The organism is Tersicoccus phoenicis (genome assembly GCF_001968835.1).
In the GTDB taxonomy this organism is placed as follows: Bacteria; Actinomycetota; Actinomycetes; order Actinomycetales; family Micrococcaceae; genus Tersicoccus; species Tersicoccus phoenicis.
Genome location: NZ_MRDE01000110.1, coordinates 1 through 303 on the forward strand (window position 1 = coordinate 1; position 303 = coordinate 303).

The window sequence follows — 303 nt, forward strand, 5'->3', positions numbered from 1 at the left end:
GGTCGTTCTCGACCTTGTGCCCGGTGCGTGGGGTGATGGTGTCGATGATCTGCCCGTCGGTGAACGCGTCACCATGCCAACGGAAGTGCGATTCCAGGTCCTTGGGCGCCTTGGTCACCCGTGAGCCGACGATGAACCGCAGACCGGCCTCTTCGAGGTCCTTCAGATTCGTGGACGAGAGCATGCCGGCGTCGGCGACGACCACCATGTCAGCCAGGCCGTGGCGGGCCTGGAAGGCCGTCACGATCGGCACGATCGTCAACGTCTCGGCCTTGTTGCCCTCGAAACAGCCGATCTCCAGGG

General features: G+C 64.4%; 1 pseudogene. It reads right to left on the minus strand.

Annotated elements, in window-relative coordinates:
- Window positions 1-303: pseudogene (locus tag BKD30_RS15200) on the minus strand (IS1634 family transposase); the annotation flags it as partial.